The sequence below is a fragment of the Bradyrhizobium sp. 134 genome (assembly GCF_023074155.1).
Classification (GTDB): domain Bacteria; phylum Pseudomonadota; class Alphaproteobacteria; order Rhizobiales; family Xanthobacteraceae; genus Bradyrhizobium.
In genome coordinates this window covers 460,421-486,927 of record NZ_JADPKX010000045.1, presented here as the reverse complement: position 1 = coordinate 486,927, position 26,507 = coordinate 460,421, and the positions used below count along the sequence as shown (strand labels likewise).

Annotated in this window: 24 protein-coding genes; 22 read left to right on the top strand and 2 right to left on the bottom strand. The window is 59.8% G+C overall.

The window, feature by feature from the left end:
* Nucleotides 1-125: 125 nt before the first annotated feature.
* Nucleotides 126-1,076 (bottom strand): LysR family transcriptional regulator, encoded by a 951-nt coding sequence (locus IVA75_RS17270; RefSeq protein ID WP_247289221.1) that lies wholly within the window; start codon nucleotides 1,074-1,076, stop codon nucleotides 126-128.
* A 178-nt stretch (nucleotides 1,077-1,254) separates the two neighbouring features.
* Between IVA75_RS17270 and IVA75_RS17265 the strand changes: the two genes are divergently transcribed.
* The 9 genes from IVA75_RS17265 to IVA75_RS17225 all read left to right on the top strand — a co-directional run bounded on the left by IVA75_RS17265 (nucleotide 1,255) and on the right by IVA75_RS17225 (nucleotide 12,695).
* Nucleotides 1,255-1,872 carry a UbiX family flavin prenyltransferase gene (locus tag IVA75_RS17265; RefSeq protein WP_247289223.1) on the top strand — a complete coding sequence of 206 codons (618 nt, stop codon included), beginning with the start codon at nucleotides 1,255-1,257 and terminating at the stop codon, nucleotides 1,870-1,872.
* Nucleotides 1,873-1,904: 32 nt separating this feature from the next.
* Entirely contained in the window at nucleotides 1,905-3,326 is a 1,422-nt protein-coding gene (locus IVA75_RS17260) for a UbiD family decarboxylase (RefSeq protein ID WP_247289142.1), read from the top strand.
* A 130-nt stretch (nucleotides 3,327-3,456) separates the two neighbouring features.
* A complete protein-coding gene (locus IVA75_RS17255; protein ID WP_247289144.1) occupies nucleotides 3,457-4,296 on the top strand; it encodes a helix-turn-helix domain-containing protein in 840 nt (279 codons plus the stop codon).
* A 130-nt stretch (nucleotides 4,297-4,426) separates the two neighbouring features.
* Entirely contained in the window at nucleotides 4,427-7,432 is a 3,006-nt protein-coding gene (locus IVA75_RS17250; RefSeq protein ID WP_247289145.1) for a molybdopterin cofactor-binding domain-containing protein, read from the top strand.
* The gene (locus IVA75_RS17245) at nucleotides 7,429-8,244 is read left to right on the top strand and encodes an FAD binding domain-containing protein (protein ID WP_247289146.1); all 816 of its coding nucleotides are present in this window, start codon (nucleotides 7,429-7,431) and stop codon (nucleotides 8,242-8,244) included. Before IVA75_RS17250 ends, IVA75_RS17245 begins: the two co-directional genes overlap by 4 nt.
* The gene (locus IVA75_RS17240) at nucleotides 8,241-8,765 is read left to right on the top strand and encodes a (2Fe-2S)-binding protein (protein ID WP_247289147.1); all 525 of its coding nucleotides are present in this window, start codon (nucleotides 8,241-8,243) and stop codon (nucleotides 8,763-8,765) included. Before IVA75_RS17245 ends, IVA75_RS17240 begins: the two co-directional genes overlap by 4 nt.
* A complete protein-coding gene (locus IVA75_RS17235) occupies nucleotides 8,758-10,311 on the top strand; it encodes an AMP-binding protein (RefSeq protein ID WP_247289148.1) in 1,554 nt (517 codons plus the stop codon). Before IVA75_RS17240 ends, IVA75_RS17235 begins: the two co-directional genes overlap by 8 nt.
* 29 nt (nucleotides 10,312-10,340) lie before the next feature.
* Nucleotides 10,341-11,147 (top strand): enoyl-CoA hydratase-related protein, encoded by an 807-nt coding sequence (locus IVA75_RS17230; RefSeq protein ID WP_018458933.1) that lies wholly within the window; start codon nucleotides 10,341-10,343, stop codon nucleotides 11,145-11,147.
* 93 nt (nucleotides 11,148-11,240) lie between these two features.
* Nucleotides 11,241-12,695, top strand: a complete 1,455-nt coding sequence (locus IVA75_RS17225; RefSeq protein ID WP_247289149.1) for an aldehyde dehydrogenase family protein — start codon at nucleotides 11,241-11,243, stop codon at nucleotides 12,693-12,695.
* Between the two features lie 26 nt (nucleotides 12,696-12,721).
* Here IVA75_RS17225 and IVA75_RS17220 read toward each other — a convergent pair whose 3' ends face one another.
* Complete coding sequence (locus tag IVA75_RS17220) at nucleotides 12,722-13,681, bottom strand: LysR family transcriptional regulator (protein ID WP_247289150.1); 960 nt, start codon at nucleotides 13,679-13,681, stop codon at nucleotides 12,722-12,724.
* A gap of 193 nt (nucleotides 13,682-13,874) precedes the next feature.
* Between IVA75_RS17220 and IVA75_RS17215 the strand changes: the two genes are divergently transcribed.
* From IVA75_RS17215 to IVA75_RS17155, 13 genes are all read left to right on the top strand, one after another.
* The gene (locus IVA75_RS17215) at nucleotides 13,875-14,864 is read left to right on the top strand and encodes an ABC transporter substrate-binding protein (RefSeq protein WP_247289151.1); all 990 of its coding nucleotides are present in this window, start codon (nucleotides 13,875-13,877) and stop codon (nucleotides 14,862-14,864) included.
* A 21-nt stretch (nucleotides 14,865-14,885) separates the two neighbouring features.
* Complete coding sequence (locus IVA75_RS17210; protein WP_247289153.1) at nucleotides 14,886-15,743, top strand: ABC transporter permease; 858 nt, start codon at nucleotides 14,886-14,888, stop codon at nucleotides 15,741-15,743.
* Complete coding sequence (locus IVA75_RS17205) at nucleotides 15,740-16,501, top strand: ATP-binding cassette domain-containing protein (protein WP_018458928.1); 762 nt, start codon at nucleotides 15,740-15,742, stop codon at nucleotides 16,499-16,501. The genes IVA75_RS17210 and IVA75_RS17205 overlap by 4 nt, the downstream gene beginning before the upstream one ends.
* Before the next feature lie 20 nt (nucleotides 16,502-16,521).
* The gene (locus tag IVA75_RS17200) at nucleotides 16,522-17,316 is read left to right on the top strand and encodes an enoyl-CoA hydratase-related protein (protein ID WP_247289155.1); all 795 of its coding nucleotides are present in this window, start codon (nucleotides 16,522-16,524) and stop codon (nucleotides 17,314-17,316) included.
* A gap of 2 nt (nucleotides 17,317-17,318) precedes the next feature.
* On the top strand, nucleotides 17,319-18,491 hold the full coding sequence (locus tag IVA75_RS17195) for a thiolase family protein (protein ID WP_247289157.1): 1,173 nt from the start codon (nucleotides 17,319-17,321) through the stop codon (nucleotides 18,489-18,491).
* Nucleotides 18,492-18,908, top strand: a complete 417-nt coding sequence (locus tag IVA75_RS17190; protein ID WP_018458925.1) for a Zn-ribbon domain-containing OB-fold protein — start codon at nucleotides 18,492-18,494, stop codon at nucleotides 18,906-18,908.
* A complete protein-coding gene (locus IVA75_RS17185; RefSeq protein WP_247289159.1) occupies nucleotides 18,874-20,475 on the top strand; it encodes a class I adenylate-forming enzyme family protein in 1,602 nt (533 codons plus the stop codon). The genes IVA75_RS17190 and IVA75_RS17185 overlap by 35 nt, the downstream gene beginning before the upstream one ends.
* Before the next feature lie 668 nt (nucleotides 20,476-21,143).
* Nucleotides 21,144-21,500: a response regulator gene (locus tag IVA75_RS17180; protein WP_247289161.1), complete on the top strand. Its 357-nt coding sequence runs from the start codon at nucleotides 21,144-21,146 to the stop codon at nucleotides 21,498-21,500.
* A gap of 305 nt (nucleotides 21,501-21,805) precedes the next feature.
* Complete coding sequence (locus tag IVA75_RS17175) at nucleotides 21,806-22,183, top strand: GNAT family N-acetyltransferase (RefSeq protein WP_346658427.1); 378 nt, start codon at nucleotides 21,806-21,808, stop codon at nucleotides 22,181-22,183.
* Between the two features lie 304 nt (nucleotides 22,184-22,487).
* Nucleotides 22,488-23,504 carry an ABC transporter substrate-binding protein gene (locus IVA75_RS17170; RefSeq protein WP_247289164.1) on the top strand — a complete coding sequence of 339 codons (1,017 nt, stop codon included), beginning with the start codon at nucleotides 22,488-22,490 and terminating at the stop codon, nucleotides 23,502-23,504.
* 30 nt (nucleotides 23,505-23,534) lie between these two features.
* Nucleotides 23,535-24,548 carry an ABC transporter substrate-binding protein gene (locus IVA75_RS17165; protein WP_247289165.1) on the top strand — a complete coding sequence of 338 codons (1,014 nt, stop codon included), beginning with the start codon at nucleotides 23,535-23,537 and terminating at the stop codon, nucleotides 24,546-24,548.
* Nucleotides 24,532-26,127 (top strand): ATP-binding protein, encoded by a 1,596-nt coding sequence (locus IVA75_RS17160; RefSeq protein ID WP_247289166.1) that lies wholly within the window; start codon nucleotides 24,532-24,534, stop codon nucleotides 26,125-26,127. Before IVA75_RS17165 ends, IVA75_RS17160 begins: the two co-directional genes overlap by 17 nt.
* A complete protein-coding gene (locus IVA75_RS17155) occupies nucleotides 26,124-26,489 on the top strand; it encodes a response regulator (protein WP_247289167.1) in 366 nt (121 codons plus the stop codon). The genes IVA75_RS17160 and IVA75_RS17155 overlap by 4 nt, the downstream gene beginning before the upstream one ends.
* Nucleotides 26,490-26,507: the final 18 nt, after the last annotated feature.

The window sequence follows — 26,507 nt, the reverse complement described above, 5'->3', positions numbered from 1 at the left end:
GCTTGCGGCGAAACGTAATCAGGCGGGAATATAACCGTCATGCCGGTTCGTCTCGAAACTTACCAACCGGTCTCATTCTGAGCTACGGCGCGACATCCTTCCGAGTGGGTTCGGCGAATCGAAGTCTAGGAGGTAGTTCGTCTGCGAAGCTGTTGGCGCGAGCCACGAGAAGGCGACCCCACGAGCGTCCGTACCGAAGCCGCAGCCTCCGCCAGATCATGGCTGATAATGTCAAGCACGGCCCTTGCAGCGACGGATACCGCCCTTCGTGGATGATGAACCCAGGCAATCGAGCGAACGATTTTTTGTTCGTCGAAGCGATGGGCTCGGATGCTCCCGGCCGAAAGGGACTGCCGCAGCGCGATGGTCGGCAAAACCGTTGCAAAATTGGTGGTCGCGAGCACGTCGCACAGAGCTGGCAGGGTGTCGAGCTCCAGCCGCGGTCTCAGGTCGATGCCGACCGCGGCAGCGTGCTCGTCGAGGATCAGTCTCAAGCCATGCCGTTTCGAGGGCAACACCAGATCGAAATCAGCGATGCGATCGAAGCGCAGTCTTGCCGGTGGCTTGATCGGTCCCTCTTTCCGGCAGGCCAAGACCATTTCCTCGTCCATCACGTGATGCGCGGCCAGGGGAGTCCGCCGGCGCGGTACGTTGATGAGCGCGAAATCGAGCTGGCCGGTGTTGACCCAATCGACCAGCGTTTCGGTGTAGCCTTCACAGGCGGACAGAGTGATCTCGGGGTATCGGCTGGCAACGGTTGCCGATGACCTTGCCATGATGCTTTGCGCGACCGAGGTGATGAGGCCGACAGACACCCGGCCGGAGATGCGTCCGCCGAGTTGCGCCATCTCCTGCTGCGCGTGCTCGGCATCGCGCACGATCGGCGCCGTCAGCCGCAGCAGCGTCTCGCCCGCGCTGGTCAGCGTCATCCCCTGAACGCTGCGGTCGAACAGCTTCTGGCCAAGCTCGGCCTCGAGCTTGGCGATCTGCATGCTCAGCGCGGGTTGCACGATGTTGAGCTGGCGTGCCGCGCGGGTGACGCTCTTTTCTTCGGCCAGGCACAGGAAATATTGCATCTGCCTGATTTCCACGGCGTTCTCCTCTAGTTCTGCGGATGAAGCCATCATTTCAGGTGATCGATACCATAATCAATCATTATTTGTGCTGATGATAGCCACTGCATAGTCTTGTCCATCGGTTGCGCGGCTCGGTCATGGGCCCCCGAACGCCAATCATGGGAGCGGAATGACAAACATGCAGGCCACGCCCAAGCGGCTAATCATCGGTATCTCGGGTGCATCGGGCGTCACTTATGGCGTGCGCATGCTGCAATTGTTGCGCAATGCCGGCGTCGAGACACATCTGGTGATGTCGAAGACCGCCGAACTGACTTTCGCCTATGAGACGGACCTGAAGATCGCGGAGGTGAGGGGGCTTGCCAATGTCAGCCATGCGATCGATGACATGGCTGCCTCGATATCGAGCGGCTCGTTCCGCACCGCCGGCATGATCGTAGCACCTTGCTCGATGCGTTCGATGTCTGAAATTGCATCGGGCGTGACCACGACGCTGCTGACCCGCGCCGCCGACGTCGTGCTCAAGGAGCGTCGACGCCTGGTGCTCATGGTGCGCGAAACCCCGCTGCACACCGGCCATCTGCGCACGATGACGGCATTGTCCGAGATGGGCGCGATCGTAGCGCCGCCGGTGCCCGCGTTCTATGCCAAGCCTGAGAACCTGCAAGAGATGGTCGATCATACCGTTGGCCGCGTGCTCGACTTGTTCGACGTGGATGTCGGCATCGTGCGCCGCTGGGGCGAGGACGATGCGCTGAAGCATCGTCCGCAAGCGGTGCGCAAGATCGTTCCCTGACGATTGTGACGACTTGAGGAAAGACCAGTCATATGCGAACTGAACACATGGTAAGGCAAGAGGCCAATCCGCCTTCCGATCTGCGAGCATGGCTTACCGATCTTACCGGACGTGGCAGGCTCGCGATTGCTCGCGAAGGCATTGGCCTCGTCGACGAACTGGCCGCGGTCGCCAAGCGCCTTGAGCGCGACCGTGCCGTGTTGTTTCCGCGCCCCGGCGGACACGAGATTCCAATCGTCGCCAATCTGTTTACCGGTCGTGACTGGGTCGCTGACGCCATTGGGGTCAGCGAGGATCAATTGCTGCCGCGATTTCTAGCGGCCGCGCGCGAGCCGCTGCCGACCAATGAAGTGGCAAGCGGGCCAGTGCAGGAGGTCGTCCATGGCAACGTCGATTTGCTCCGCCAGCTTCCGATTCCCAAGCACAACGAGCGCGACAGCGGGCCGTATATCACGGCCGGATTGCTGATCGCACGCAATCCCGAAACCGGCGTCCAGAACGTCTCAATCCACCGCTGCCAGATTAGTGGCCCGAACCGCATCGGCGTCCTGCTGCTTCCGCGCCACACGTTCTCCTACCATCGTATCGCTGAAAAGAAGGGGCAGGCGCTTGAAATCGCGATCGTCATCGGCGCTCATCCGGTCCTGCTGCTTGCCTCGCAGGCGATTGCGGCGTTGGACGAGGACGAAATGGCGATTGCCGGTGCGCTGCTGGGCAAACCCGTGGACGTCGTGAAATGCCGGACCAATTCGGTGCGCGTTCCCGCGCACGCGGAAATTGTGATCGAAGGACGAATCCTGCCCGGTGTGCGCGAGCCGGAGGGACCATTCGGCGAATTTCCTCAATATTACGGTCCCCGTGCCAATCGCGAGGTGATCGAGGTGGACGCGATCACGCATCGAGCGCAGCCCATCTTCCACACCATCGTCGGCGGTGGCTACGAGCACCTCATCCTCGGCGGCGTTCCACGAGAGGCGACCCTGCTCCAGCATCTGCGGCGCAGCTTTCCCAATGTGCTCGATGTCCGCCTCACGCGCGGTGGCACGTGCCGCTACCATCTCGCGATCAAGATTGACAAGACCAATGATGGCGAGCCGAAGAACGTCATGATGTCGGCATTCGGGGCCCATTACGACGTCAAACAGGTGGTCGTGGTGGACAAGGACGTCGACATCAGCAGCACCGACGAGATCGAATGGGCGGTCGCCACGCGCTTCCAGGCAGACCGGGATTTGCTGGTCGTTGCCGGCGCCCTCGGCTCCAAGCTGGATCCGACATCGAACGATGGTATTAGCGCAAAAATGGGCCTCGACGCGACAGCGCCCATCGATGCGCCCGAGCTCGACTTCAAGCGGATACGTGTGAAGGGTGAGGACCAGGTCGATCTGGCCGCGGCTCTGCAAGCCGATCCGAACGCCGCCTTCGCGCGAATTCTGGCAGAGGTCCGGTCGTGAGCCAATTGCCGCAGCATGACTGCATCTTGAATCTATCCGCACGAATAGCGTCGGTTCCAGATCCCAGTTATACTGGCGCTTCGGAAACCAGATCATTCCGCATCGCAATGCCTCAAGGGAAGTCATCCTGATGTCTACGGCCCTGCGCATCGCTCACGGTGCTTTCGGCAGGGTCGCTCTGCTCGACATGGACCGTTCGCTGATCCGTCACGCCCATCATCACTGCCATGTCCTGCTCAAGGTCGAAGGCGCCGACACGCAGTTCCTGGTTGGCGACCGGGTCTATCCGCTTACGGACACGACCGCCGTGCTCGTCGACGGGTGGAAGCCGCACGCCTACGTGCATGACGTCAACCGGCCGCGAACCCTTATCCTGGCGCTCTATATAGAGCCTGAATGGCTAAAGGAGTTCCGGCCAGGATGGGCCGCCAGCGGCGCGCCCGGCTTCTTCGAGCAACCGTCGGGCGAGATTTCTCCGCGCATTCGCCAGCTTACGCTGCACCTCGCGGCCGATATGATGGCGCATCCGGACGCCCTGTGCGCCCATGAGCAGACGTTGTCGGATCTCATGATTGCGGTGATCGAGCGGTTCACGCCCTGGCGCAGTTTTCCAAACTCGATCCGGGGCATGAGCGCGGTTAGCTGCGACTGGCGGATCCGACGCGCGATGGATGCCATGCGTAGCAGGAATTCCTACGCGAGCGTCGATCAGTTCGTGAGGGGTGCAGGCCTCTCGCGTGCGCAGTTCTTCCGCCTGTTCGAGACCTCGCTCGGAGTCTCGCCAAAACTCTATCTCAACGTCGTGCGGATGGAACGGGCACTGGGCGCGGTAATGCGCGAGGACACCCCGCTGGGCGAGCTCAGCGAGCGTTTCGGTTTTCCCGAGCCCGCGCACTTCACGCGCTTCTTCCGTGATCATGCCGGCGTCAGCCCGCGCGAATTCCGCAACGTCTCGCGTCTTGCGAGCTGATTTGCGGCGGCTGCTCCTTCAAATGAGACGATTTGGTAAGTCCTGAGAGCGGGCGGTATGGCCCTGCACCCCCAAGTCCTGACAAGTGTCGGCGTCGCATCGAATAACGCGTCGGGAGGCAGGCGAAGACATGGTGCAGGACGCGGCCCGAACCGCAACATCGATCGAGAGCGGGGGCGCCGACCGGCCGTGGGTCGGGCGTTCGATCGAACGCGTCGAGGATGCTGGGCTGCTAACCGGTCGCGGCCGTTTTATCGACGACCTCGGCGTCCGCCCCGGCACGCTGTACGCCGCCATCCTGCGTTCGCCCCACGCTCACGCTGAGATAGCTGGGATCGATAGCGAAATCGCGCGGCATGCGGACGGGGTTGTCGCGGTCTTGACCGGTGACGACATCAAGGCACTGACCGCCAGCCTTGTCGTCGGCGTGAAGGCTCCGGTCGAATGCTGGCCGATCGCGGTCGGACGGGTCCGCTATGTCGGGGAGCCGGTCGCCGTCGTGATCGCGTCTGACAGATATAAGGCCGAGGACGCGGTCGATTTGATCGTCGTGCAGTACCGGGCGCTTTCCGCCAACATTGACCCGCTCAAGGCGTTGTCGCCCGAATCCCCCGTTCTTCATGATGGATTTCGTGGGAACGTCGCGAGCGACCGGGCCTTCCGCTACGGCGATCCCGATCGCGCATTCGCCGAAGCTGCCCACCGTATCTCGGTCGACATCAGATATCCCCGCAATTCATGCACGCCGATCGAAACCTATGGCGTCATCGCTGATTATGACGCGTCAGAAGATGCCTTCGACATACTCGCAAACTTCCAGGGACCTTTCAGCATCCATGCGGTGATCTCGCGTGCCTTGAAAGTGCCCGGCAACCGCGTGCGGCTGCGTACCCCTCCGGATTCCGGCGGCAGTTTCGGCGTCAAGCAGGGCGTGTTTCCCTACATCGTGCTTCTCTGCGCTGCATCGCGCGCGGTCGGTCGTCCCGTCAAGTGGATCGAAGACCGCCTGGAGCATCTGACGGCCTCCGTGTCCGCGACAAACCGTGCCACCACGCTTTCGGCGGCAGTCGCATCCGATGGCAGGATTTTGGCGCTCGACTGGGATCAGGTGGAGGATTGCGGTGCGCATTTGCGGGCGCCCGAACCCGCCACGCTCTACCGCATGCACGGCAACCTGACGGGCGCATATGACGTTCGTCACGTCGCGGTGCGGAACCGGGTCGTCGTTACCAACAAGACGCCGACTGGCTTGAATCGCGGCTTCGGCGGACCGCAGGTCTATTTTGCGCTGGAACGGTTGGTGCAGCGGATCGCTGTCGAGCTAAATCACGATCCGTTGGATGTCATCAAGCGAAATCTGGTTCCGGCTGATGCTTTTCCCTACCGGACCGCGACAGGCGCCTTGCTCGATTCCGGCGACTATCAGGAAGCGATCGCGCGCGGTACCGCGGGTGGGGCGCTCGATGAGCTGAAAGCCCGCCGAGACGCCGCTCGGGCCGAAGGCAGGCTCTACGGAATCGGATATGCGGCTGTAGTCGAGCCAAGCGTCTCAAACATGGGGTATATCAGCACCGTGTTGACCGCGGCCGAGCGCCGCAAGGCCGGACCGAAAAACGGCGCGCAAGCCACGGCCACCGTGACCCTCGACCCCGTCGGTAGCATCACCGTTCACGTCGCATCGGTCCCCCAGGGACAGGGGCACCGAACCGTTTTGTCTCAGGTGGTGGCCGACGTCTTCGGCCTCACTCCTGCTGACGTACGGGTCAATACCGAAATCGATACCGCCAAAGATGCATGGTCGATCGCGTCCGGCAACTATGCGAGCCGCTTCGCTGCGGCGGTCGCCGGTACCGCGAAGCTTGCTGCCGAACGCATTGCAGCACGTCTGGCGCGCGTCGCCGCGAGCCAGTTCAATACCGATGCGGACGACATCATGTTCGCAAACGGCAGCGTGAACTCGAAGCGGAACCCGGACAACAGAATAGCGCTCTCGCGGCTCGCCGCACTGGGCCATTGGGCGCCCGGCACGTTGCCCGATGACGTCCAACAGACCATTCGCGAGACTGTGTTCTGGACGCCGCCCGAACTCACGCCGCCGGACGACGAGGACAGGATCAACTCGTCGCTTTGCTACGGCTTCATCTTCGATTTCTGCGGCGTTGAAATCGACCGCACGACCCTGATGACGCGCATCGATCGCTATGTGACCATGCACGATTGCGGCACGATCCTGCATCCTGCAATGGTCGACGGGCAGATCCGCGGCGGGTTCGCGCAGGCGTTGGGCGCCGCCCTCTACGAAGAGTACGCTTACGCGCCGGACGGCAGTTTCCTGACGGGCACATTTGCCGATTACCTGCTGCCGACCACGGCCGAAGTCCCGGATCCCGTCATCCTTCATATGGAGACACCGTCGCCCTTCACTCCGCTCGGATCGAAGGGGGTCGGGGAGGGGAATTGCATGTCGACGCCGGTCTGCATCGCCAACGCGGTAGCCGATGCGCTTGGCACCAAAGACGTGGAGCTGCCGATCGTTCCCGCCAGATTGACCGAGATCGTTCGCGGGGCCGAGCCGATCCCTCCGGCTGGGCGCCGTGCCGAAACGCCAGAATCCGGCAGGAGCGGTCGTCAACTCAATGGCGAAGGCAGCGCGAAGGTAAATGCTTCGCCCGAGGCGGTCTGGGAGATGCTGCTCGACCCGGCAACACTGCAGGCCGTCATTCCGGGGTGTCACGGGGTAGAGAAGATCTCCGACACGCATTTTCGTGCCGACGTCACGATCGGAATCGGGCCGGTCAAGGGCCGCTACCGCGCCGAGGTGACATTGTCCGATCTCGACGCGCCCCGCGCCGTGACGCTGGGGGGCTCCGCTGAAGGGGCTCTCGGGTTCGGCAGTGGCGAAGGTCGCATCACGCTGGCGCCCGAGAACGGCGGTACGCTGGTGCGTTATGAATACGACGCCGCGATCGGCGGCAAGGTCGCCACTATCGGCGGTCGTCTCCTGGACGGAGCGGCACGCGTCATCATTGGACAGTTCTTTTCGGCCTTGGCCCGCCAGGCGGGCGGCGCGGCGGCTGCAGTTACCGGGGCGTCCCTGATCGGCAAGCTGCGGTATCTGTTCAGGAGGCCGTCGTGAAGCCGGCTCGGTTCGATTATGTCCGAGCGGAGACGCTCGAGGAAGCCCTTGCCGTTCTGGCCGCCGAAGGCGGCGACGCGCGGATCATGGCGGGCGGGCAGTCGCTGATGGCGATGCTCAACACGCGGCTGGCAAAGCCGAAAGTCCTGATCGACATCATGCGGCTAAAGGAACTCGACCGCATCGAAACCAGGGCCGGATCCGTAACGGTCGGTGCCGGAGTCAGGCAAACGGCTCTGCTGACCTGGCCCTCGCTTGCCGAGAAATTGAATCTTGTGGCGTTGGCGCTGCCGTGGACAGGCCACGTCCAGACCCGCAGCCGCGGCACCATCTGCGGTTCGATTGCGCACGCTGATCCGAGTGCGGAAATGCCGCTGGCTCTCCTGGCGCTGGGTGGTGAGGTCCATTTGCGAACCGCCAGGAAGGGCCGAAGGGTTGCGGCCAGCGAATTCTTCACGGGCATGATGTCAACGGCCCGCGCCGACGACGAATTGATCGAAGCGGTTTCCTTTCCGTCGGGCAACGCGACACGTTGCGCGTTTCGTGAGGTGGCGCGGCGTCACGGCGATTTCGCGATCGTCGCATGCGCGGCGGTCGCCGATCGGAACGGCGTCCGCTTCGCGGTCGGCGGCGTTGCGGACACCGCCGTCCTGCGCGATTGGCCGCACCTCGACGGCAGCGCCCTCGACGATGCGTTGAACGCGCTCGCATACGAACTGGACGCGCGGGACGACGTACATGCAACGGCCCGATATCGGCGTGATCTGGTCCGCTTGATCGGACGCGACCTCGTGCGGGAGGTATTGCAATGACGCGTCTGCAATCGGAGCGGCGGCATCGTATCAGCTTCACTTTGAACGGTTCGACGGCGCATGGCGAGGCTGAACCCCGGATGCTGTTGACCGATTTTCTGCGCCACCAGATCGGCGTCACCGGAACCCATGTCGGATGCGAGCACGGTGTCTGCGGAGCCTGCACCGTCACCGTTGATGGCATGGTCACACGGGCGTGCCTGACGCTCGCCGTCCAGATCGACGGCAGCGAAGTGCGGACCGTGGAGGGTCTCGCACCGGCACCTGACCGCCTCGGCGTGCTGCAGTCCGCGTTCAAACGCCATCACGCGCTGCAGTGCGGCTTTTGCACGGCCGGAATCCTCATGTCGCTTGATCACTTGCTGCGCGACCATCCGACGCCCGATGAGGGCGATATCCGCGACCTGCTGAGTGGTCATCTGTGCCGTTGCACGGGCTATACGCCCATCGTCCGCGCAGCTCTCGATGCCGCGCGTGAGCTGGCAAGTTCCTCCACAAGCGAAGAGAAGACAGATGCTTGATCTTGGAACCAGCTTCGTTGCGAGCGTGGCCCGTGACCCTACTGCTGTAGCGATCGTCGATGGCGACCTTCGCCTTACATATTCGCAGTGGTACGCGCGAATATCATCAGTCGTCGCGTTGTTCGACGAGCTTGGGCTGAAGCCGGGCGATCACATTGTGACTGCGCTGCAGAACCGCTGGGAGGCCGCAACCATCCATTGGGCCTGCCAATTCGCCGGTGTCGTGATCACTCCGGTCAATTGGCGGGCCAAGTCCGACGAGCTCGATTTCTGCATCGAGAACTCGGAATCGCGGGCGGTGATCTACGAAGGCGTTTCGGCGGAAGCCGTGGCGAGCTCGAAGTTCGGGCGCCGCACGCTGCGTATCGCAGTCGGCGGCATCGCCGCAGAGGATCAAGGTTCAGTTTCGTTCGGAGAGATGCTGGCAAAATCGGTGCCTGAGATCACGCCACGCGTGGGTCCGGACGCCTGGTCGATCATGCTCTACACGTCGGGGACGACGTCGAAACCAAAAGGGGTTCCGCGCCGCCACCGGGCGGAGCGCGCCGCAAGCGTCGCCCATGTGGCGCAAAATCTGTACGGTCGTGATGAACGTACCCTCGGCGTCATGCCGCTCTATCATACCATGGGCGTGCGATCGCTGATTTCAATGTCGTTGATCGGCGGAACCTTCGTGTGTCTGCCGCGCTACGACACGAGACGGGCCCTCGCGGCTATTGAGCGAGAGAGGGTGACGAATCTCTATCTGGTTCCGACGCTCTATCACGACCTCGTCCATCACCCCGACTTCGTGCACACCGATATTTCCAGCGTGCGCAAGCTCGGATTCGCGGGCGCGCCAATGACCGATGGCCTTTTGAAAAAGTTGGACCAGACGTTCAAACCTGACCTGTTCGTCAATCATTACGGCAGCTCCGAAATCTACACCTTCACTATCGAGCCGAACTCTGTTGCAAAACCAGGATCGGCGGGCAGGGCGGGTATCAACCAGCACGTCAAAGTCGTCAAACTCGAGGCCCGGTCGGCGGCGGACACGGCCGGGCTCAACGAGGAAGGCGAAATCATCGCGCTGCTCGCGGGCGACGAATCGTTCGAGGGCTATTGGAGGCGTCCTGATGCGGACGCCAAATCTCTGCGAGACGGCTGGTATTTCACCGGCGATACCGGTTTTGCGGATCGGGATGGCGATCTGTTCGTCACCGGTCGCGTCGATGACATGATCATCACGGGGGGAGAAAACGTATCTCCCGTCGAAATCGAAAGCTGCCTGTCGCTGCATCCCGCCGTGTCCGAGGTAGCAGTCGTCGGTCTCGCGGACGAGAAATGGGGCAAGATCGTCGCTGCTTTCGTGAAGCGCAGTGCTCCGGTCAGCGAAGGCGAACTCGAAGCATTCTGCCGCGACTCCGGACTGGCCAACTTCAAGCGTCCGCGCCGCTTCGTCTTCGTCGACGCCATCCCGAAGTCCCCCGTGGGAAAACTGCTGAGGCGACTGCTCGTCGCCGGTGAATATGAAGCCGAAAGTCGATCGCCATCAACCACAGCCTAGCTTTAAGTGTCAAAAAAGGAAAAACGAAAATGCCATCACCTTTCAACTTCACTGACCCGCGTCTCGGTAAACTCGACGGCTTTCAGGTGGAAATCGACGAGGCGCATGAACGGGCCGACATCATTCTCAACCGGCCTCCCTACAACATCGTGGCGATGCCGCAGCGCGACCAGCTTCGGCTGGTGTTCGAGACGCTGGACGAGGATCCTCGTGTCAGGGTCATTGTCGTGCGATCAATCGGCGAGCATTTCTCGAGCGGCGGAAATATCGGAGGCTTCATGGAAGCAACGCCGGAGCACGTGTCGAAGCTCGCCTGGAACATCGCCTCGCCGGCGCGCTGCGCCAAGCCGGTGATCGTCGCCAACCGGGGATATTGTTTCGGGGTCGGGTTCGAGCTCTCTCTGGCGTGCGACTTCAGGATCGCATCTGAGACCACATTTTACGCGTTGCCGGAGCAGAAACTCGGACAAATTCCCGGTTCGGGCGGATCCGCGCGCCTGCAGAAGATGATCGGCATCACCCGCACCAAGGACATCGTGATGCGTTCGAAGCGGATTACGGGAAAGCAGGCGCAGGAATGGGGAATTGCGACCGAGTGCGTGCCTGATGGTGAACTGGAAAAGGCGACCGACAAGCTCGTCGACGAGCTTCGCACGTTCTCGCCGTTGGCTCAGCGCACGGCAAAGAAGCTGCTCAACGATACTGAGGATTCGACGCTCGCGATTGCGATCGAACTCGAGGGCCATTGCTACAGCCGTCTACGCCAATCGGCGGATTTCAAGGAAGGTGTCGAGGCCTTCAACGCCAAACGCGCTCCGAATTTTACCGGACTCTAGGCCAACATCGAACGTGCCCCGGCAGAAAGACCACCGTTCGCCGGGTCACGTCGCGCTGTGCGCCTCGCAAGCAACATTCAGGATCAGCATTTCATGACATCAACGCAGGCTCGCAATCTCATCGACGGTCTCTGGCAACCTGCTCAATCCGGCCGGACCGTGCCGAGCATTGACCCGTCGACCCAGCAGGTGTTGGGAAGTTATGCAGCAAGCGGGCTCGCGGATGCAGAAGCGGCCGTTGCTGCGGCACGCCGGGCCTTCGACCGTCCGGAGTGGGCGCAGAATGCACGACTCCGCCAAGTTGTGATGCTGCGATGGGCCGATCTGATGGAGAGCCGCGGGGAGCAATTGGCGCATCTCCTTACACTGGAGAATGGAAAGCCGCTCGCGCACTCGCGGGGCGAGGTCGCCGCCAGCGTATCGGAGATCCGCTACTATGCTGGATTGACACGCTACATTCCCGGACACGTATTCGAAGTCGAACCCGGAGCATATTCGACGCTGCTCAAGGAACCGGCCGGTGTCGCCGGGCTCATCATCCCGTGGAACGCGCCTGCAGTGCTTTTGATCCGGGCACTTACGCCTGCGCTTTGCGCGGGTTGCACCGTCGTTATAAAACCAGCGCCGCAAACTGCGATGATCACTGCGGAGCTTGTAAAATGCCTCCACGAAATCGCGGGGTTGCCCAAAGGAGTCGTCAATCTTCTCTCAGAAGAGGGGCATGAGATTGCGCAATATCTCGTCACCTCACCCGAAGTGGACGTCATAAGCTTCACCGGTTCGAACGCCACGGGGCAGCGCATTATGGCGGCGGCGGCCCCGACCATGAAGAAGCTGTCGCTTGAACTGGGCGGGAAATCGTCCTGTCTTGTTTTCGAAGATGCGGATGTGGCTGACGTTGCGCCGAAGCTTGCTGCGGCGGCAACGATCATCGCTGGGCAGCAATGCACCGCAGCCCGCCGCGTACTGGTCCACGCTTCGCGTTACGATGAAATGAAGACTGCACTCGGGTCCGCGCTCGCACGCGTCAAGATTGGAGCAGGCACAGAAAGCGCAGTGGAGATGGGGCCCCTGATCGACGCGATCTCTCTGGAAAACGTCTCCAGGCGAATTGCAGAAGCTATGGACGTTGCCGACGAGGTTGTCCTTTGCGGGGGACGGCCGGACGGCGATCTTTCGCGGGGATTCTTTTTGAGGCCGACGCTTGTCGCGCACAGCGACACCGCTGCATTCTTCGTCCAGGAGGAAATCTTCGGCCCGTTGGTGGTGATCGAGAAGTTTGAAGACGAAAAGGAGGCCGTCGCCCGCGCCAATCACAGCGAATATGGCCTCTCAGCCAGTGTATGGACCAACGACGGCGCACGCGCGATGCGGGTGGCACGTGCGCTGCGCAATGGAACCGTCTGGATCAACGACCACAACAAGCTGTTTGCCGAAGCCGAGACGGGCGGCTACCGCCGCAGCGGTCTTGGCCGCCTCCACGGCTATGAGGCGCTGAACGATTTTGTCGAGATCAAGCACGTGTATCAGAATTGCGGTGTGGTGTAGAGGCGAGCGATCTCCTTTCGATAATGCTACTGCCAAGTCTTTGTCAGTTCAGCCACACCTTGCGTAGCCGACAATGGCTGGCCGGCGCTGCCTTCGATCTTGAGCTTGCGCTCCATGAAGTCGAGAAACGCGCGCAGGCGGCGCGATTCCTTGCGCTTGCCGAGGAATGTCGCACTGACCTGCAGCGACGGACTTTCCCAGTCGGTGAGTACGCGCACCAGCCGTTTCGCCCTTACATCGTTCTGACACATGATGTTCGGGAGGATGCCAAGTCCGACCCCGCCGATCACGAGCTCGCGCGCGACGCCGATGTGATTCACTGAAATCCGCCCCACCACATCGATCACCTTGACACCAAGCTCGCTTCGAAAATTCCAGACGCCTTCGGCGCGTTGATGTTCGGTCACGATGCAATCGAAGCGTTCGAAATCGTCGACGCTGAGGGGAACGCCCTTTCTTTCCAGAAATGACGGGCTTGCATAAACGCCTCGCGTGATGCTTGCCAGGTGGCGGATGCCACCGTGCGTCTCCGGAAGAGTGCCGAGTTGTACTGCGACGTCGTAGGGTTCGACCGATACGTCGATCCAGCGGCTATTGGCGTCGATCACAAGATGAATGTCGGGATAACTGACAGCGAACGCGGCGATAGCGCTGCTGAGCCAACCGGTGCCAAAATCCACGGGCATGCTCACGCGCAGCATTCCCCGCAGTTCGGTTTGCATTCGCGTCGTGCCGAGACCAGCTTCCTCTATTTCGGCGGCGATGCGTTCGCAATGCTCGTAGAGAGCCTGACCGATGTCGGTGACCGCAAGCTTGCGGCCTCCTTTCTTGAACAGCACTGCGCCAAGCTGATCCTCGAGAAACATCAGCTTACGGCTAACCGTGGATTTTGGGATATCGAGTTTTTTCGAAGCGCTGCTGATGCTGCGAGCGTTCACGACTTCAAAAAACAGCAGCAGCGCGTTCAGATCCAGTTTTCTGGCCATCGACTGCACTCCTCCATCTCGGATCCCGTCCGCTCGTCCCATTTATGGAACGATGGTAGTCTAGAAATGCGCTATCGTCCCGGCTTTGGCAAGCATAGGGTCAATTCAAGGTTCGGATCGTGATGGCTTCGATCTTCCGGACTGGGCCCAAAAAGCAAGAAAAGACGGGCACGCATCGCTCTGGGAGGAGAAAATGGCGCAATTTACAAGGCGGAACTTCCTTGCCGCTTCGGCCGCGAGTTCTCTCACGCTGCCATCGGCTATCCGACATGCATTCGCGGCTGCGAATATTCGCGTTCGCTGGGCGTCGCTCCAGCCGGGTTTTACGGTCCTACCTGTTCAGTACATTCTGGCCAACGATCTTGGGGGCAAGAACGGCCTCTCTTTTCCTGATCCTGCCCCGTATACGGCGGTGTCGACCTACTACAACGATTTCGTCGCCGGAAACTACGACGTCTGCATCGGCAGTTGGGATACCTTCGCTGCCCGCTACCAGGCCGGCGTGCCCATCAGATACCTCTGCACGATTACCGACGCCAACATGATCGCGCTGTTGGGGCCCAAGGGCGGTGTCGACCATGTATCGCAGCTCAAAGGCAAGACGATCGCTGCCCTGCAGTCGACCGGCACCTACCGGATGGTCAAGGCCCTCATCAACGAAGCCTTCGGTTTCGACATCGAAAAGGACGCGACGATCCAGAACGTCGACAATCCCGCCGCGTCGGTAACGCTGCTAATGGCCGATCGCGCCGATGCGGCCTTGTCGTGGGAGCCAAACATAACGACGGGTCTGATGAAAAAGCCTGACCTGCGCGTGATTCTGAAGGCGGGCGACGCCTACAAAAGACTCTCGGGAGGGCTGGAGCTGCCCTACTTTGGCGTGGCGATCCGGAAGGAATTGGCCGACGCAAATCCTGGCATCGCAGCGAAGGTCAGTAAGGTCTTTGAAGATTGCCTCAGCGGCATCAACGCGGATACCGCCAAGGCGGTCGATCTATTTGGCAGCAAGACTGGCGTTGCGCCAGACGCGCTGAAGGAGGCGATGGGTTCGAAGCGTCTCACCTTCAACTATCGGCCTATGAGCGACGAACTTTCCAGATCAGCCATACTGCTCGCGAGCGATTTTCTGGCGCGCAACGGCCTGCTGACCAAGCCGGTTGATGCAAACTTCTTTGCCGTCTGACAGATCATGACGGAAAGACCGATGTCCATTACAGTAAATACCGGACGAACGTCAGGTCCAGAGCGCTCAGTCGCTGCGGAACTGGTTAAGCCCCTGACCGGAGTGATCGCGGTTCGGAAGAGCCCCGAGGGTAGACGCGATATCTTTGCGACGTGCGTCGTCGTCGTTGTCCTTCTTGCGGCGATGGAAATCACCAGCCGCTTCGTGCCGGACTACATCATGCCGTCGCCCGTGACCGTCTGGAAGGCGGCGCGGGAGCTGTTCTTTTCGGACCCCTATCACGTTGCGGTCACGCTCGTACGTCTCGCCATTTCCGTCATGATTGCGATGATCACGGGTGTGCTGATCGGTCTCGCGATGGGAATGTTTCCCTCGGTGCGCCCGTACCTGAAGGCCATCGTCGTTATCGATACCGGCATTCCGGCGCTGTCGTGGATGCTGATCGCGGTGTTCTGGTTCAAGAATCCGGAGTCCCGGATATTCTTCATTCTGCTCGTCATCCTGCTGCCGTTCTACGCTCTCAATGTCTACGAAGGCGTACGGGCGTTGCCGAAGGAGCTCGTCGACATGATCGAGAGCTTCCGCCCGTCGCGGTGGCAGGTGCTTCGCTATCTCATTCTCCCGCATATCGTGGCCTACATCTTCCTCACCACAAAATCGGTAATCGGTTACGCGATCCGCATGGTGATCTTCGCCGAGCTCGTCGCATCCGCAGTCGGAATCGGCGCGCGCATGAACCTTTCCCAATCAACGTTTCGGATCGATCAGGTGCTGGCATGGACCTTCTTCCTCGTGATCCTGAATCTGCTGCTACAGGCATTCGTGAACAGTCTGGAGAAGATTTCACTGAAATGGCGTGCGGAGGCGACGGTAAGATGACCAGGCACAATCTTATCGAGGTTCGCGACGTCACGAAGACGTTCGGCAGTTATCTGGCAGTGGACAATCTGTCGATGAATGTTTGGCGCGGTGAGATCGTGGTTCTGCTCGGGCAAACCGGTGCTGGGAAAAGTACCGTCTTGAATCTGATCATGGGCACGACGTGTCCGAATTCCGGCCAGATCCGCGTAGCAGGAGTCGATCCTTACGCGTCTTTCAAAGCGCTTAAGGGACAGCTTTCGGTCAGCTTCCAGACGGACAGACTTTTACCCTGGCGCACGGCAGTGGAGAACGTCGAACTTGGGCTTCTCATTCTGGGAAAAACCAAATCACAGGCACGAGCGCGCGCAAGAGAGTGGCTTGCGCGGGTTCGTCTCGACGGTGCCGACGACAAGTATGTCCACGAACTCTCGGGTGGCATGCGGCAGCGCGTCTCGCTTGCCCGCGCGCTCGCCATCGATCCCGAAATTGTATTCCTCGACGAGTCCTTCAGCCAGCTCGACCATGTCACATCAAAGACTTTGCGTCAGGACTTCCTTCAGATAGCGCGCGAATTCCAAAAGACCTGTCTGCTGATTACTCACCGAATCGACGATGCACTCGAGATGGCCGACCGTGCGTTGGTCTTGAGCGCCCCGGCAAAGGTAGCACTCGAAGTCCGGATCAGCGACGAGGCAAGGTCAAATCCGCACAAGATCGCAGAGCTTCACGCCCTGATCGCATCCGCGATGGGTGGTGCCTTCCAAGCCGCACACTGAATCACCGGAGAGCAAGTCATATGAAATACCAGGACGTTATCCTGAACCGGGAAAAAGGGTGGATCGAAATCACGATCAACCGGCCCGACAAGCTGAATTCGCTTCGCGAACAGACAGCCGACGAAATTCTCGGGATTCTCAACGAAGTCGAGCACGACAGAGACGTGCGCGCCGTGATCCTGCTCGGCAACGAGAAGGCGTTTTGCACGGGCATCGATACCAGCGAATTCCGGATCGAGGAAAACGGCTATTTTGATTTCTATCGGTTCCGCAAGAGGACCCGGAAGGTGAATCGGCTGTTCAAGGATATCGGAGGCTTCACCAAGCCGCTGATAGCCGCTATCGAAGGTTTCGCTTTGGGCGGCGGACTTGAGCTTGCACTCGTCGGAGACATCATTGTCGCTGGCGCGAACGCAAGATTCGGACTGCCCGAGATCAAGCTGGGAATGATGCCGGGCGGCGGTGGCACCCAGACGCTTCCAAGGCTGATAGGCAAGCCGCTCGCAAAGGAACTGATGTGGACCGGCAGGCGGATCACCGCCGCGGAAGCCGAGCGCTACCGCATCCTGAATCACGTTACAGAACAGGGAAAAGCACTCGAAAAGGCTCGCGAGATTGCGAAGAGCATCAGCGACAACGCGCCGATCCCGGTGATGATGACAAAGTCCGTGATCGACCGAGGCATCGACATGTCGCTTGCGGACGGCTTTGACGCCGAAGGTGACGCTTCCTTCCTGCTCTATTTCACCAGGGATCGTGACGAAGGGCTCAAGGCCTTCCGTGAGAAGCGGTCACCAGAATTCCGCGGAGAGTGAAAATGACTGCAAAAAAACGGGATATCGTAATCGCCGGGTATTCGGAGACGGCGATCGACTTCAAGACCGGACGCAGCGCGTTCGACCTCGGAGGCGAAGCCTTGGCCAAGCTTCTGGCCGCAACCGGCGTTTCAAAGGATACCATCGACGGCCTCTCCGTCACGACTCCGCTGAGCGAATGTCCTAATCCGTTTTTTGCCGTCTACATGACCGAGGCGTTGGGCCTCACGCCGACCTGGCTCAACTACGGCGGAACCGGCGGCTGCTCGGCGACCGGAGGGGTTGCCCGCGCGGCCTCCGCTATTCGCGACGGACATTGCGAGGTCGTCGTCGTTCTGTCCGCCGACGCTCCAAGCACGGCGTGGCGTGCTAACTATGGGGCTTACCGGTCGGAATTCCAGGATCCGCCCGGCGTGCAGGGGCCGCCGGCGACCTTTGGGCTTCTGATGAGCAGGTATAATCATCAGTTCGGCATCAAGCCGGAAGCGCTGGGCAAGATCGCCATCACGCAACGCGAGCATGCTCTGCACAACGAGAATGCCTACGGCAAGTTCAAGACGCCGATTACGATGGCGGATTATGAAAAGTCCCGCGTCATTGCCGATCCATTGCGTCTTCTTGACTGCGTCATGTTCTGCGACGGAGCCAACGCGTTCCTGGTGACGACCGAAGGAAAGGCTCGCAGTCTTGGGATCACCAAAATGGTCTATCCGACGGCCTATGCCGAAGTCACCAACTTCAACGGCACCGAGCCCCTCTCGGAGATCACTGAGACCGGTTTTTCGCAGGTTGCGCCCCGCGTCTACAAGCAATCCGGGCTGACCCCTAAAGATATCCGTATGTTCCAGCCCTACGATGATTTCACGATCGCCGTGATGATGAAGTTTGAGGATTTCGGTTTCTGCAAGCGTGGTCAAGGCAGCGACTTCACCCTCGATACCGATCTCTCGCACAAGGGAACGCTGCCGTTGAACACGGGAGGAGGCCAGATCTCGGCCGGCCAGCCGGGATTGGCGAGCGGAGGACTGAATCTCGCAGAAGCTGTGCGTCAGATGTTCGGCGAGGGCGGCGGGCGTCAGGTGGCAAATCCGAAGAACGCGCTGGTGACCGGCATTGGCGTTATTCCCTACGCGCGGAACTGGGGTACCAGCGCCGCTATGATCCTGGAGGCATAAATGGCTGATGACAAGGCGGGACGTCCGGTCCCCAAACCTTCGGTTTACGTCGACACCAAGCCGTTTTGGGATGGTGCCAAGGCGGGCAAGCTGATCCTGCAGTTCTGCAAGGACACTGGACAGTTTCAGCATTACCCGCGCCCGGTGAGCATCTTCACCGGCAGCCGAAATCTGGAATGGCGCGAGGTAGCAGGCAAGGGCACGATCTATGCCTGCACCGTGATCCGCGTTCCCGGCCCCGGTCTCGACGGCCGGCTTCCTCTTTCGGTCGCAACCGTTCAACTCGACGAAGGGGTGCGCATCATTGGGAACATCCTGAACAAGGACGCGGAAACGGTCGCAATCGGTCAACGCGTCGAGGTGGCATGGGATCGTCTTTCTGATGACGTACAATATCCAGCATTCAACGTGGTCTGAGGCATCCGGCATGCGTCTGGAAACCATATTCTGTGCGCAAGCCCTGCGTCACCCGGACAAGATTGCCCTGGTCTGCGGCGACGAACGGCTTACCTACCGGGATCTCGACCGCAGAATCCGAAGCGTCGCAAGTGGTCTTAGGACGCAAGGCGTTGGTCAGGGTGACCGGATTGTCGTGTTTCTTTCCAATGGCATCGAGATCGTCGAAATATTCTACGCGGCATTCTCGGTCGGCGCCATCGTGATCCCGGTCACGACGCGGCTCACGCCCCACGAACTGCAGCATATCTGTTTCGACAGTCAGCCCTTTGCGATTGTTTTCGAAGGGAATGGCGCGTCTATCTCCGAGGTGCTGCAGGCAAATCCGGACGCCATATGGATCACCACAGGAAGGGACGTAGAGGGCGCAGTTGAATATGCGGAGCTTAGAAAGACGGAGCCCGATCTCTTACCGCGGCTATCGATCGAATCGGATGACGCAATAATAATGTACACTTCGGGGACGACGGGAAAACCGAAGGGAGCCATCCTGACCCACTCGAATGTCGTTGTTCAGCATTGTTTCATAAACGCTGTCGAATGGGGAATTTCGAGCGAAGACCACTATCTGGTGACTACGCCGCTCGCTCATCGCACGGGCTTCGCCCGGCTCGCCAACTCGTTGACGCTAGGTGGCACCCTGGTCGTCATGAAAAAGTTCGACCCGCGTGAGACCGTCGACGTGATCGCAAGGGAAAAGATTACCGTCGTCGGCATGGTCCCCACGGTTTGCCGCATGCTGCTTCCCGAGATCAAGGCCGATCCCGCGCGCTGCGCGTCGCTCAGGCGCATCGTCGTGACGGGCGAGGCGTTTCCGGTTGAGCTGAAGCAGCAGTTTCTTGCGTTGCTTCCAGACGTAAGGCTGGTTTCGTTCTTCGCGATGACCGAAGTAGGTGGCGTGACCTCGCTTTCGCATGAGGAGCAGTTCGATCACGCCTCATCGATCGGTCGGCCGACGCCTGGTGTCGAGATTCGGATCGTCGACGATACAGGCGTCGAGGTGAAGACGGGCGAGCCAGGCGAACTGCTCGTGCGCGTGGGGCAGCCAGGGCGGTATTCCGTCATGCGTGGATACTACAACAGACCCGACGAAACAGCGAACGCCATCAAGGACGGGTGGATATATACGGGTGACGTCGCCAAGGCTGATGACGATGGCTACCTCTATATCGTCGATCGCAAGAAGGACATGGTGCTCAGCGGCGGCTTCAACATCTACACCAAAGAAGTCGAGCAGGCCCTGCTGCAAAATCCCGATGTCGCCGACGCCGCCGTAGTCGGGGTACCCGATGCCGTTTTCGGAGAGGCGGTTGCGGCCTTTATCGAGCGGGAACAAGGAGCCGCTCCTACGCGCGCCTCAGTTGTCGAGCACGTCCGCAACCTGATCGCTGGCTACAAGAAACCCAAATACGTCTTCGTTGTCGACGCATTGCCGCGAAATTCGCTCGGTAAGGTTCTCAAGCGCGAACTCCGCGATCGGGCAATCGACCTCGTCAAAAGCGCCCAGCTCCTTGAGAAGAGCGCCTAGCGTCATTGTAGCTGAAGAACCGCGGCCCGCCCAAGTCTGCGACGGTTATGGCGGTTTTGGTACTCGGGAGAACCCGCGGATAGGGGCGCGACTCTCGCCCAAATGTTTCCTCTGGTGCACCCAGCTGCAGTTGTTGCAGCCGCTGGTCAAGTTGAAGCTTTTCGCAGAAATCTTGCGAGTCAAGGATCGGCATCCGCTTGACGCCTTCGGCTTGCACCATCGTAAGGTCGGTGGCCCAACCGGTCCCGATGAGAGCTGGCCCCTTGTGGTTCTCCCCAAACTTCCTGGCCAAATTCGTTGGAGGTTATTCGGACGATCGCGGACCACATCTGCGTATGCGAATTCAAGCGGGCGATAGGGGTGTGCCGATATCGTTCGGACTGCTCCTGCGGCCTTGACCACCCGGCGATCGACTCTACTGGACCATGAGTGGTGCGGCAAGCTGGCGGCACCCACGGCCTTCGGCGCAATCGAGGTGGAGCCAAACAGGAAATCCACGTCAGGCAGTTCCTCGTGGAGATGCGAGCAGAGGTCTTGCCCGAGCCTAGTTGGCGCGTAGCTTGAAACAACGACGGACTTGAAGCATACAAAGCGTAGAAGCGATCGAACCGATCCGATGATCATATGGCAGCACGTGGCTCGCCATCGGTTATAGAGATCATCGACCGTTGGGTTTAACGTGCCGCCCGAAGGCGAGAACCTGGAAAACAATTCTTGTCGTCGAGGATGATTCAGACCTACGCGCTTATGTATCGGACGCGCTGAGGGATCTCAATTACCGCGTCGTTTCCGCTCCAAGTGCGCAGTCGGCGTTAACTACGCTGCTTCAGGACACTCCTCGGATCGATCTTCTTCTGACCGATGTAGTCATGCCTGGAATCAATGGGCGCGAGCTGGGCAGACGAGCTCTCCAGATTCGTGCCGGACTCAAAATTCTTTATATGACGGGGTACTCGCGCAACGCCATGGTCCACCAAGGTCGCCTTGAAGAGGGAGTGGACTGTTGGAAAAGCCTATATCCCTAGCCAAACTTGCGCTTCGTGTACGAGAGATGCTGGATCGGGCGGCCCCCAGTCAAGCGCTATTCTGCTTATGGGCCGTAGGTGGAGATGGCGGCCACATTCAGCACGACCGTAATCGGGGCCAGACCGGACGTCGCGCGTTCGCGGCCAAACCGACGCTTCTGCCCCGTTGCAGACTTCACTCGGAAGGGATTGTCCCTTACCTTTCAGGCCATGCCACGCCGTTGCTGCTGACGGGAACGTGATGACCAATTCACTTGAACCGACCGCCGCTATCCTACCTCCAGACTTTCCCGAATTAGAGGCCGATGCGACCTTTGGATGGTCATCGGCACATGACCCGCTTGGCCGCTGAGTTCACGCTTAACCGAGCCATGTTTCATGCGATGTACACGTGCCGCGTGAATGGCCGATTGGCTGGGGTTGGAGCAATTACAGACGCGCCTGCGATGGCCGCTCCGCCCATGTGGCGGATGCGGCGACTTTACGTCCACCGGCAATTCAGGCGGCGCGAAATTGCGCGCACCATAGCGGGCGCTCTGCTGCTAGAAGCGGTAGGTAAGGTTTCCACCGTGACGGTGCATGCGGGAAACGATGGGGCCGCCAAGTTTTGGGAAGCGATTGGATTTAGACCAGTGGAAGATCGAGCTTGGTCCCACGAAGCTCGGGTACCAGACAGATCCTAAGTCCGGTTGTGGCCCTTCGGCGAAGTGGCAGCATCCCTCCACGAGGTCCGCTTATTGAGGCATGGCGGACAAGATTTGCTCAGGTTGAGTTCTTCGCATTTTGACCCTAAGCCGACCAGGGGGGACCCAAGAAAGATAAATTAGTTCGGCCGAGGATTGTCTGGAATTGCAGACACGTCAGGTACTCGGTCATATCCGACCTGGCACAGCGGTGATATGTTTATCGAGGGCGGGGCCTTTCCCGCAAATCACGCGGCCTGACGTTCGGCCCCCGAAGCAACCCTAAGGTTTCGAGGAGGTCCCGATGCATCCAAACCGTCGCGACTTGCTGTTGGCGGGATGCTGCGCCGCCTCCACTCCGCTGCTTTGGAGCACTACGACTCGGCTCAGGGCCGAAGAGCTCGATCCGCCGCCAGAAACCACGACAATTCGCCTTGCGAAGCTCCCGGGCATCTGCATCGCTCCGCAGTACGTAGTAAGCGACCTGCTGAATGCCGAGGGCTTCACGAACGTCGTGTACGTCCAATCTAGTACTGGCGGGGTCGAGCTAACCAAAGCAGTCGCGAACGGCGATATCGACTTTACAATGAATTTCTCTGGTCCGCTCCTTCTTGAGGTTGATCGGGGCTTGAGCATTACTCTTCTGGCCGGTATTCACGTCGGCTGCTTCGAGCTGTTCGCTAAGAAAGACATACGCAGCGTCGCCGATCTGAAGGGTCGAACCGCCGGCGTTCAGGCGGTTGGGACCAGCCCGCACGTCTTCATCAGCGCGATGGCGACCCTTGTCGGACTTGATCCCGCCAAGGATATCGAGTGGGTGACGAGTGCGTCGGTCAAACCGATCGAGTTGTTTGCTGAGGGTAAGATTGATGCGTTCCTTGGCTTCCCTCCGGAGCCACAACGTTTGCGCTCGCAGAACGCCGGTCATGTCATCGTCAACAGCGCGCAGGATCGACCGTGGTCGCAGTATTTTTGCTGCATGTTGGTGGGAAATCGCGAATTCGTCCGAAGGAATCCCATCGCAACTAAACGTCTGGTTCGTGCCATGCTGCGGGCGACCGATTTGTGCGTGAGCGAGCCGGCCGTTGTCGCGCAACGTATAGTAGATAGCGGTTTCGCCGTTCGCCACGATTATGCAGTTCAGACTTTTGCGGACGTGCCGTACAACCGCTGGCGCGAGTACGATCCTGAGGACACAATCCGCTTTTACGCGCTTCGTTTACGTGAAGCTGGGATGATTAAATCGAGCCCTGCCAAAATTATCGCAGATGGAGCCGACTGGCGATTCCTCAACGAGGTTCGACGTGAACTTGGAGGCTGATTGATCTAAAGCGTTTTCGAGGAGGTCCCGATGAATACGAACCGTCGCGACTTGCTGTTGGCTGGGGCCTGTGCCGCTACCACTGCCCTGTTTGCAAGCGCGGCGGCGCGCCTGGCGGCCGAAGAGTCCGCTCAGCCGCCAGAGACCACGACAATCCGCCTTGCGAAGAACGCAAGCATTTGTATCGCTCCGCAGTACGTGGTGAGCGACCTCTTGAATGCTGAGGGGTTTACAAACGTCGTTTACGTCGAGTCTGACGCCGGCGTGGAGCAAACCAGAGCAATCGCGAAGGGCGACATCGATTTCACCCTGCATTTCTCCGGTCCGCTTCTTCTTGAGATCGATCGAGGCGCGAGCATTACTGTTGTGGCTGGGGTTCATGTCGGCTGCTTCGAGCTGTTCGCCAAGGAAGGCATACGTAGCGTTGCCGATCTGAAGGGGCGAACCGTCGGCCAGCAGGGGGTTGGCAGTAGCCCGCACGTTTTCATCAGCGCGATGGCGACCCTTGTCGGACTTGATCCCGCCAAGGATATCGAGTGGGTGACGAGTGCGTCGGTCAAACCGATCGAGTTGTTTGCGGAGGGTAAGATTGACGCGTTCCTTGGCTTCCCTCCGGAGCCACAGCGTCTGCGTGCCAAGAACATCGGGCATGTCATCGTCAACAGTGCGCAGGATCGCCCATGGTCGCAGTACTTTTGCTGCATGTTGGCGGGGAATCGGGAGTTCGTCCGAAAGAATCCCATCGCGACCAAACGTGTAGTTCGCGCTATGCTTCGGGCGACGGATTTGTGCGTAAGCGCGCCGGCCCTTGTTGCGCAGCGGATGGTAGATGGATATTTCACGCCTCGCCACGACTATGCGGCTCAGACGCTTGCGGATGTGCCGTACAACCGCTGGCGCGAGTTTGATCCCGAAGACACAATCCGCTTCTACGCTCTTCGTCTGCGCGAAGCGAGGATGCTGAAATCGAATCCTGCAAAGATTATCGCGGATGCAGCCGACTGGCGGTTCCTGAACGAGGTTCGACGTGAACTTGGAAGCTGATTCGACGTCTTTTCTTGGTCAGCGCCCGCTCCCTGCAACGTCGCGAGGAAATGGCGACGAGACGTCAGCGAAGAGCGGTCTTCTCGGGTTTGAGTTGCGCCCCTCGTTGCGCACGAAATTGCTGATGGCCTTCTTCGTCATCGAAATGCTCTTGGTCTCGGTTGGGCTAATCGGCCTCCTTTCGCTCCGCGAAGCGGACCAGCGGGCGAACCAGGTCGTTGGCCTGCAGCAGAAGATCGAGGCATATCGGCAGATGCAACACAATACGCTTCGACAGCTTTATGGCGTATCCACAGCGCTCGCATTTCCGAACGAAACGACATTGGCAGTTGTATTGCGGCAGATCAACCAGTTTGGGTACGACCTTGACCGCGTCTCGTTCGTCGCAAAGGACGAGGTGGCGCTGCTCAACCAGGTGCGCGAAGAATATGCGCGCTTTATTGCCGTCGTTTCACACATCGTCGATCTCATCCGCGGCGGGCGAGGGGCTGAGGCCAAACAGAGCGAACTCGCGGCGCTCGGGCCTCTCGCGGACAAGCTCGAACGACTGACCAATCAATTGGTCAACCGGGCTGAAGCGGACATGGTGGCCGGCATAGATGCGAGCCGACAAACCTACACCAAGTCGCAGATACTTGTCGCTGCGGTCGCGCTCGCAAGTTTCGTGCTTACGCTAGTCTTGGGACAAGCGATCTCCCGGTCTGTGATCGAACCAGTGCGCATCATTCATGACGGACTGAATCGGATAGCCGCCGGCGATTTCGCCCAGCGTATTGAGCTTCCCAATCGGGACGAACTCGGGGAGCTTGCGGCGCACGTCAATTCGACCTGCGAAGAGCTGCAGGAGCTCTACCGAAGTCTTGAGGAGGCCAGCCATCACAAATCGCAATTCCTCGCAAACATGAGTCATGAGTTGCGTACGCCACTGAACGCAGTACTCGGCTTTTCAGAGCTCATGCTCGACGGTATATACGGCAATCCTCCGGAGAAAATGCGATCCGCCATCGAACGCATCCAACGAAACGGCAGACATCTGCTCGGGCTCATCAACGATGTCCTTGATCTCTCCAAGATTGAAGCCGGACAGCTTCGACTTTCTCTGACCGATTACTCAGTAGAGGAATTGATAAACGTTGTTCATACCTCCGTTGAGTCGCTTGCCGCGGAGAAGAAACTAAGTTTGAGAGTTGCTGTTCCGCCTGGCTTGCCGCCGGCGCGCGGAGACGAACGCAGGCTCGCTCAGGCCCTGTTCAATCTCGTTGGTAATGCGATCAAATTCACAGACGCGGGAGAGGTCCGGATAGAAGTGGAAACGAGGGGAGATTCCTACGTCTTTTCCGTTCAGGACACCGGACCGGGCATCGGCTCCGCCGACCAGGCCAGAATCTTCCAGGAATTCCAGCAGGTGGATAACTCGATCACCAAGACGAAAGGAGGCGCGGGATTGGGGCTCGCCATCGTAAAGCGCATTGTGGAGATGCATGGTGGTCGAATCTGGATAGAATCCCGCCTCGGCCACGGGGCGAGATTCTCTTTTCTGGTGCCGGCTCGGCTCGAGCAGCAGGCCATGCAGACATGAGTAAGCGCATACTGGTGGTCGAAGATCAGGAGGACAATCGGCAGATTCTGCGCGATCTGCTTGCAAGCGTCGGTTACGAAATGATCGAGTCGCACGACGGCGAAGGAGCGCTCGTGGCGGCGCGAACCCAAAGCCCGGACCTGATCCTTATGGATATCCAACTGCCTATTCTTGACGGATACGAGGCGACACGGCGCATAAAGGCGCAGTCAGATCTCCGCCATATTCCAATCATCGTCGTTACCTCCTATGCGCTTGGCGGCGATGAAGAAAAGGCACGCGCGGCAGGCTGCGATGCCTATGTCGCAAAGCCCTACAGCGCAAGAAAGCTACTTGAGACGATCAATCGATACCTGACATGAAGTCCAGCGCATGCTGAC